The 8,255-nt window shown below is 69.6% G+C and carries 1 protein-coding gene; it reads right to left on the bottom strand.

All coding sequences use genetic code 11. From position 1 onward, the window contains the following. On the bottom strand, nt 1–8,255 hold an 8,255-nt coding region (locus tag ACH492_RS39880), incomplete at both ends, for an amino acid adenylation domain-containing protein (protein WP_398994323.1).

Here is an 8,255-nt window from a genome sequence, read left to right as displayed (position 1 = left end):
GGCAAAACCACCGCCGTGTCATTCCACACCCGCGTCAGCCGATCCAACTCCGCAGCGGCCACCAGCGGCACCTCGCCCACCCGCCGGCCCGCGTCGACAGCGACAGCCTCCAGCAGCGTCACCAGGTGCCCCGCCATCCGCTCCACCGTTCCGGCCTCGAACAACGCAGCGCTGAACTGGATACCTGCCTTGAGCGTGCCGTCGCCGGCTTCCTCAACCATCACCCACAGGTCGAACGGCACGGCGACCTGGCCGACTTGACCGACCTGTGTGCCAGGTTCCCCATCGACATCGGCGGCGCCTCGAACGGCCTCACCGTCTCCAGCGCCGTAACTGAAGAACACCTGGAACAGCGGGGTGCGGGAGCGGTCCCGCTCGGTGACCAGTTCGTCGACGAGCTGCTCGAACGGCAGATCCTGATGCGCGTACGCACCCAACGCCGTCTCCCGCACCCGCCCCAGTACGTCCCCGAACGAAGGATCACCGGACAGATCCGTGCGCATCACCAGCGTGTTGACGAAGAACCCGATCAGGTCCTCCGTCTCGGCACGGTTCCGGTTGGCCACCGGCGTGCCCACCACCACGTCGTTCGTATCCGCGTACCGGCCCAGCAGGACATCGAGCGCGGCGAGCAGCGTCATGAACATCGTCGTGCCGCGCTCGCGGGACAGCGCCCGCAGCGCGTCGGCCGTCTCGGCCGAGACAGTGAACGGAGCCATCCCTCCTTCGGCGGACCGTACCGGCGGGCGCGGTCGGTCAGTGGGCAGCTCCAGCACGGGAGCGTCGACCAACTGGGCACTCCAATACGCGAGTTGATTTTCCAGCACCTCGCCGTCCAGCCACCGACGCTGCCATGCCGCGAAGTCGGCGTACTGCACCGACAGCGGTGGCAACGGATCCGGCTCACCCGCGCGGAAGGCCTCGTACAACGCGGACAGCTCACGTCGCAGGATCCGTGCCGACCACTCGTCGGACACCACGTGGTGCGTCATCAGGGCGAGCAGGTGCTGTTCCTCATCGAGCCGGATCAGCGTGCCCCGGATCAGGGGGCCTGCCGCCAGGTCAAAGGGTGCCGTTGCATCCGCCAGCGCCAGCCGCTCGGCCTCACGTACGGGGTCGAGGCAGCCGGACACGTCCACCACCGGCAGCGGGAACGCTGTCGCCGGGTCGATCGCCTGGTACGGCGTGCCGTCGGGACCGGCCACAAGGCGAGTCCGCAGCACTTCGTGCCGCGCCACCACCGCGTCCAGGGACGCCCCCAAGGCGGCAACGTCCAGCTCTCCGTCCCAGGGCACGTACAGCGGCAGGTTGTACTCGACCGAGCCCGGTTCGAGCTGGTCCAGGAACCACAACCGCTGCTGCGCGAACGACAGCGGCAACGGTTCGTCCCTGCTGACGACCGTCCACTCCGGCTCCGCCCCACCCGGTGCCACGGAATCGAGTGCCGCTCCCAGTCCGGCAATCGTAGGGTGATCGAACAGGGTCGCGAGGGCCAGCTCGACGCCGAATACCTCCCTGACACGGGAGACCGCCTGGGTGGCGAGCAGCGAATGCCCGCCCAGCTCGAAGAAGTTGTCCGTGGATCCGACCCGGTCCACGTCCAGCAGGTGCTGCCAGATGCCCGCCAGAAGCTCCTCGGAGGCAGTGGCCGGAGCCACGAGGCGATCCAGCTCCGGTCGCACACCGTCTGGTTCGGGCAGGGCGGACCTGTCCAGCTTTCCGTTCGGCGACAGTGGCAGGGCAGCCAGCTCGACGAACACGGCCGGGACCATGAAGGCCGGCAGACTCCGCTGGACGTGCTCCCGCAGGTCAGGGACCGCCGGAATGCCCTCCGCCGCGTCGGCGGGGACGAGGTAGGCCACGAGCTTGCGTTCTTCGGTGTCGCCGAATGCCGTCACGACGGCGTTGCGGATTTGGGGGTGGGTGGTCAGGACGGCTTCGATCTCGCCGGGTTCGATCCGGAAGCCGCGGACCTTGACCTGGTCGTCGGCGCGGCCGATGAAGTCGAGCTGTCCGTCGGCCAGCCAGCGGGCCCGGTCGCCCGAGCGGTACATGCGGGTGCCGTCGGCGGTGAACGGGTCCGGCAGGAAGCGTTCCGCGGTCAGGGCGGGCTGAGCGCGGTAGCCGCGGGCTACCTGCGGGCCCGCGATGAACACCTCCCCAGCCACCCCGACCGGAACCGGATTCAACCGCGCGTCCAGGACATACAAGCGGGCATTCGCCACCGGGGCGCCGATCGGCGGGGCCACGGCCACGTCCGGGTCGACCGCCCCGGTGGTGACCATGACCGTGGCCTCGGTGGGGCCGTAGGTGTTCACCAGTCGGCGGTCCGCCGCCCACGCCCGGGCCACCGGCTGCGTCAAACGTTCCGCGCCCAGCAGCAGCGTCTGGATACCGGACACCTCATCCGGGTTCAAGACGCCCAACAGGGAGGGCACCACACTGGCCGCGCCCACGCCCTGCGCCCCGATCATCCCGGTCAGGACCTCGGGAGCGGTGCGCTCGGCGCTGCTCGCCACCACCAGCGCGCCACCCGAGGCCAGCGTCACCGCGACATCCAGCACCGCCGCGTCGAAACTGAACGACGCGAACTGCAGCACCCGCCCACCCGGACCGGCTTCCAGCACCGGAGCCAAGGCGGTCACCATGCCCACCACACTGCGATGCGCGACCTGCACACCCTTCGGCCGCCCCGTCGACCCCGACGTATAAATCACATACGCCAACTGATCGCCGTGTACCGGTACTTCAGGCGCCGTGGACGGCAGCCTGCCGGTGACAGCCGGGTCGTCAAACCACACCACCGACTCCACCGACAGCCCGGCGGCCACCCCCGCCACCGACCGGTGCCCCACCACCACCTCGACACCACTGTCGGCGAGCATGAACTCCAACCGCTCGACCGGATATTCGGGATCCAGCGGCAGATACGCGCCACCCGCCTGCCACACCGCCACCATCGCCACGACCATGTCGACCCCACGCGGCAGGCACAAGCCCACCACCGACTCCGCACCGACACCAAGCCCCCGCAGACGATGCGCCAGCCGGTTGGCACGGGCCATCAACCCGCCATACGTCAACACCTCAGCGTCCGACACGACAGCCACCGCGTCCGGGCCCGCCAGCGCCCGCGCAGCAATCAGCTCATGCACCCCACCTACACCCGGCAGCGGCTCGACGGCCTCATTCCACTCCTCGACCACCCGCCGCCGCTCACCCGCACCCAGCACCGGCAACTCACCAACACGCCGCCCCGCATCCTCCGCGATGCTCTCCAACACGTTGACGACATGCCCCACCATCCGCTCCACCGTCACGGCTTCGAACAGTGCGGTGCTGTACTCGATCTGCCCCGAGAGTCCGCCGTCTTCCCTGTCGCCGAGCCGCAGCGCCAAGTCGAACTGGACCGTGCGTGAGACGTGTGCGAGATCCTCCATGGAGGGCCCGCTCGGCTCCGGAGCTCCCCCTGTGTCGTAGCTGAAGTAGACCTGGAACAACGGCGTGCGGGACCGGTCCCGTTCGGTTGCCAGTTCATCCACCAGTTGTTCGAACGGCACGTCCTGATGCGCGTACGCACCCAGCGCCGACTCCCGCACCCGCCCCAGCAACTCCGTGAACGACGGATCGCCGGACAGGTCGGTCCGCAGCACCAGCGTGTTGACGAAGAACCCGATCAGGTCCTCGGTCTCGGCACGGTTCCGGTTCGCCACCGGCGTGCCCACCACCACGTCGTCCGAACCCGCATACCGCCCCAACAGCACATCGAACGCCGCCAGCAGCGTCATGAACATCGTGGAGCCATGTGCGCGCGAGAGTGCCCGCAGCGCTTCGGCCGTCTCCTCCGGGACGGTGAACGCGGCCATCGCCCCCGCCGAGGATCGGGTCGCCGGGTGCGACCGGTCCGTGGGCAGGTCCAGCACCGGAAGGTCAGCCAACTTCTCTTGCCAGTAGGAGAGTTGTCCGTCCAGGACCTCTCCGGTCAGCCACTCCCGCTGCCAGACCGCGAAGTCGGCGTACTGCACCTGCAGCGGCGGCAGCGGATCCGGCTCACCCGCGCGGAACGCCTCGTACAGGGCCGAAAGCTCACGCTGGAAGATCCGCTCCGACCATTCGTCGGTGACGACGTGGTGCATCGCGAGCGCCAGCACGTGTTCGTCGGACGCGAGTCGGATCAAGGTGGCGCGGACGAGTGGCCCGTTGGTGAGGTCGAAGGGGGTGGCGGCGTCCGCCGTCATCAGGTTCTGGGCGGTCGCGACCGGGTCGACGGCGTCGGACACGTCGACGACGGCGAGCGGGAAAGGAGCGGGCGGGTCGATGATCTGGTGCGGGACGCCGTGCGCGTCAGCCACCAGTCGGGTACGTAGAACTTCGTGGCGCGCCACGACCGCTCCCAGTGCCGCACCGAGGGTCGCCACGTCCAGGTCTCCGGACCAGGGCAGCGGGGACGGCAGGACATAGCCCGTGGCGCCCGGGTCCAACTGGTCGAGAAACCACAGCCGTTGCTGCGCGAACGATAGCGGCTGCGGCTGCGGCTGCGGCAGCGACTGTTCCGCGTGCCGGTTGCGGTCGACGGGTGTGATCGCCGGCGCCGTGGCTCCCGTCCCGAAGCCGTCGACTCCCCTGCCCGAGGAGTCGATCGCCGCGGCCAGGCCGCGCACCGTGGGCCGGTCGAACAGCGCCGCCAGCGGCACCTCCACCCCGAACACCTCGCGGACGCGGGAGACCACCTGGGTGGCGAGCAGCGAGTGGCCGCCGATCGCGAAGAAGTCGTCGGCGACGCCGATCACGTCCGACCTGAGGACATGCGCCCAGATCTCCGCGAGCAGTTCTTCCGTCGCGCCCGAGGGAGCCACGCATGCGTGCGTCTCCGAGCGGGTGGTGGCCGGGTCGGGCTGCGGGAGCGCGGCGCGGTCGAGTTTTCCGTTGCGGGTGAGGGGCAGTTCGGTCAGTTCGGTGAAGACCGCGGGGACCATGAAGTCGGGCAGGGTCTGCCGCAGAAGGTCGCGCAGTTCGGCCACCGCGGGGATGCCTTCGGCCGGGTCGGCGGGGACCAGGTGTGCCACGAGGCGGCGGTCCGTCCCGTCCCCGAACGCCGTCACGACCGCCGACCTGATTCCCGCGTGGGCGGTGAGAACGGCCTCGATCTCGCCGGGCTCGATGCGGACGCCCCGTATCTTGACCTGGTCGTCGGCCCGGCCGAGGAACTCCAGCTGCCCGTCCGCCGGCCAGCGCACCCGGTCGCCGGAGCGATACATCCGGGAACCGTCACCCGCGAACGGGTCGGCGACGAAGCGTTCGGCCGTCAGCGCGGGACGGCCGGCGTAGCCGCGTGCGACACCCGCGCCTCCGATGAACAGCTCGCCCGGGACGCCGATCGGCACCGGCTTGGACCGGGCGTCGAGCACGTATGCCTTCGTCTCCGCGATCGGCAGTCCGATCGGCGGTACGGACGACGTCACCGCCTGCCGCAGGAGGGCGGCGACGCTGGTGATGGTCGCCTCCGTCGGTCCGTACACGTTGTAGACGGGCACCGAGGTGTGTGCGAACCATTCGGCGAGTGTCTGCGCGGACATCGCCTCGCCACCAATGATGAGCAGGCGGAAGTCCGGTCCGACAGTGCCCTGTTCCGCGAGGCCGGGAATGAGCATCTCCCACAGTGCGGGGGTGATGTCGACCGAGGTCACGGCCTGTTCACGGATCTCGCGCAGGATGCGTTCCGGGGTCCACTGCTCCGCGCCGCCCAGCAGCAGCCGTCCGCCGTGCACCAGGGTGGCGAAGAGCTGTTCCTGTGCGGCGTCGAAGGTGAGGGACGCCAGCTGGAGTGTGACGTCCGCCGGGGTCAGTTCGTAGCGGCGGCCCATCTCCAGGAGTTCCCGGCTCCATGAACTGTGCTGGACCAGCACCCCCTTGGGCGTACCGGTCGAGCCGGAGGTGAAGATGACGTACGCCAGGTTCTGCGGTGTCACTCCCGTACGCGGGTTCTCGACGTCGTACGCGGCGATCGTCGGCCAGTCGGTGTCGATGAGCAGGCACGGGGCGGAGACGGATTCCAGCCGCTCCGCGGACATGGCCTGCGTGATGAGCAGCGAGGCACCCGACGACTCGATCATGTGGGCGAGGCGCTGGACGGGTTGGTCGGCGTTGAGGGGCAGGTACGCCGCACCGGCCTTCATGACGCCGAGCAGCGCGACGAGGACCTCCGGGCCGCGCGCCAGGCACACGCCGACGACGTCCTCCCGACTGACACCCAACGCCCTGATGTGATGGGCGAGTTGGTTGGCCTTCGCGTTCAGTCGACCGTACGTGAGGTGGCGGCCGCCTTCCAGGACGGCGACGGCGTCGGGGGTCCGGTGCGCCTGCTCCTCGAAGAGCTTGTGAACAAGGCGCACTGCCGCGTGCGTCTCCGCTCCCGTGCCGAGGGCGCGCAGCGTCTCGTGCTCGGCTTCGGAGAGCAGGTCGAGCGCGCCGATCCGGCGGGCGGGGTCCAGGACGGACCGCAGGACGACGACCAGGTGATCGGCCATCCGCCGCACCGTGGCCGCGTCGAACAGCGCCGTGCTGTACTCGAATTCACCGGTCAGCTCTCCGTCACCGGTGTCCCTGAAGGTCAGCGCGAGATCGGAGAGAGCGAGGTCGCGCGAGATCGCGACCTCAGCGTTGTGAGCGTCTGGAGCCTCATCCGGGTGGCCATGCTTACCAGCACCGATGCCGGTGCCGGGGAGCGAGTCCGACTGTCGGCCGTCGTCGCCGTCCGCGTCCGGTGCGGTACCTCCCGCCGCCCCACCGTCCCGTACGTAGTTGAAGTACACCTGGAACAGGGCCGTGCGGGAGCGGTCGCGGTCGGTGACCAGGTCGTCGACGAGTTGCTCGAAGGGCAGGTCCTGGTGCGCGTACGCGTCGAGCGCCATGCCCCGTACACGGCCGAGGAGCTCGGTGAATGTCGGGTCACCGGAGAGGTCGGTGCGCAGCACGAGCGTGTTGACGAAGAAGCCGATCAGGGCCTCGGTCTCGGCACGGTTCCGGTTCGCGACCGCCGTGCCCACCGCGATGTCGTCGGCGTCGCAGTAGCGGCCCAGCAGTACGTCGAAGGCTGCCAGCAGCGTCATGAACATCGTGGACCCGTGCTCACGCGACAGCGCCCGCAGCTCCTGGGCGGTCTCTTCAGGAACGGTGAACCGCGTCGTCGCCCCGACCGACGACCGGATCGGCGGCCGAGCCCGGTCGAGCGGCAGCTCCAGCTCCGTCGAGCCAGCCAACTGCGCGCGCCAGTAAGTCAGTTGTTCGTCCAGCACTGCTCCGCTGAGCCATTCGCGCTGCCAGACCGCGAAGTCGGCGTACTGCACCGGCAACGGCGGCAACGGATCCGGCTCACCCGCGCGGAACGCCTCGTAGAGGGTCTCCACCTCCTGCTGGAGGATCCGCGCCGACCACTCGTCGGATACGACGTGATGCATGGCCAGCGCCAGTACGTGCTCACCGAGTCCCAGCCGGATCAGCGCGGCACGCAGCAGCGGCCCGGCCTCAAGGTCGAACGGCTCCGCCATGTCCCGGGTGACCAGCCGCTCCGCCTCACCCAGCGGATCGTCGCTGCCGGACACGTCGATCACTGGCAAGGGGTACGGTGCCGACGCGTCGATCACCTGGTACGCCCCGTCCCCGCCGGCCACCAGCCGGGTCCGCAGCACCTCGTGCCGCGCCACCACGGCGTCCAGTGCTGCGCCGAGCGCGGCAACGTCCAGCACACCGTCCAGGCGGACGGGCAACGCGACGTTGTACTCCGTCGAACCGGGGTCCAGCTGGTTCAGGAACCACAGCCGCTGCTGGGCGAACGACAGGGGCAGCGCCTGGCTCCGGTCCGCCGCCGTCACCGGCGGCACGCCTCCTTGCGACGAGCCCTCGACCTCCACGGCCAGCGCCCGCACGGTCCGCCGGTCGAACAAGGCGGTGAGCGACAACTCGACGCCGAACAGTTCCCTGATACGCGACATCACCTGTGTGGCCAGCAACGAGTGGCCACCGAGGTCGAAGAAACCGTCGGTGACGCCGACCCGTTCCACACCGAGCACCTGCGCCCAGATGCCCGCGAGCAACTCCTCGACCTCACCGGCCGGGGCCACGAAGCCCTCCAGTTCCGAGGAGGCGGAGGGGTCGGGGGTGGGGAGTGCGGTGCGGTCGAGTTTGCCGTTGGGGGTGAGGGGGAGGGCGGCGAGTTGGGTGAAGGTCGCCGGGACCATGTAGGTGGGGAGGTGTTC

The organism is Streptomyces sp. NPDC019443 (assembly GCF_044389785.1).
GTDB lineage: Bacteria > Actinomycetota > Actinomycetes > Streptomycetales > Streptomycetaceae > Streptomyces.
This window is presented reverse-complemented; position numbering and strand designations above follow the sequence as displayed.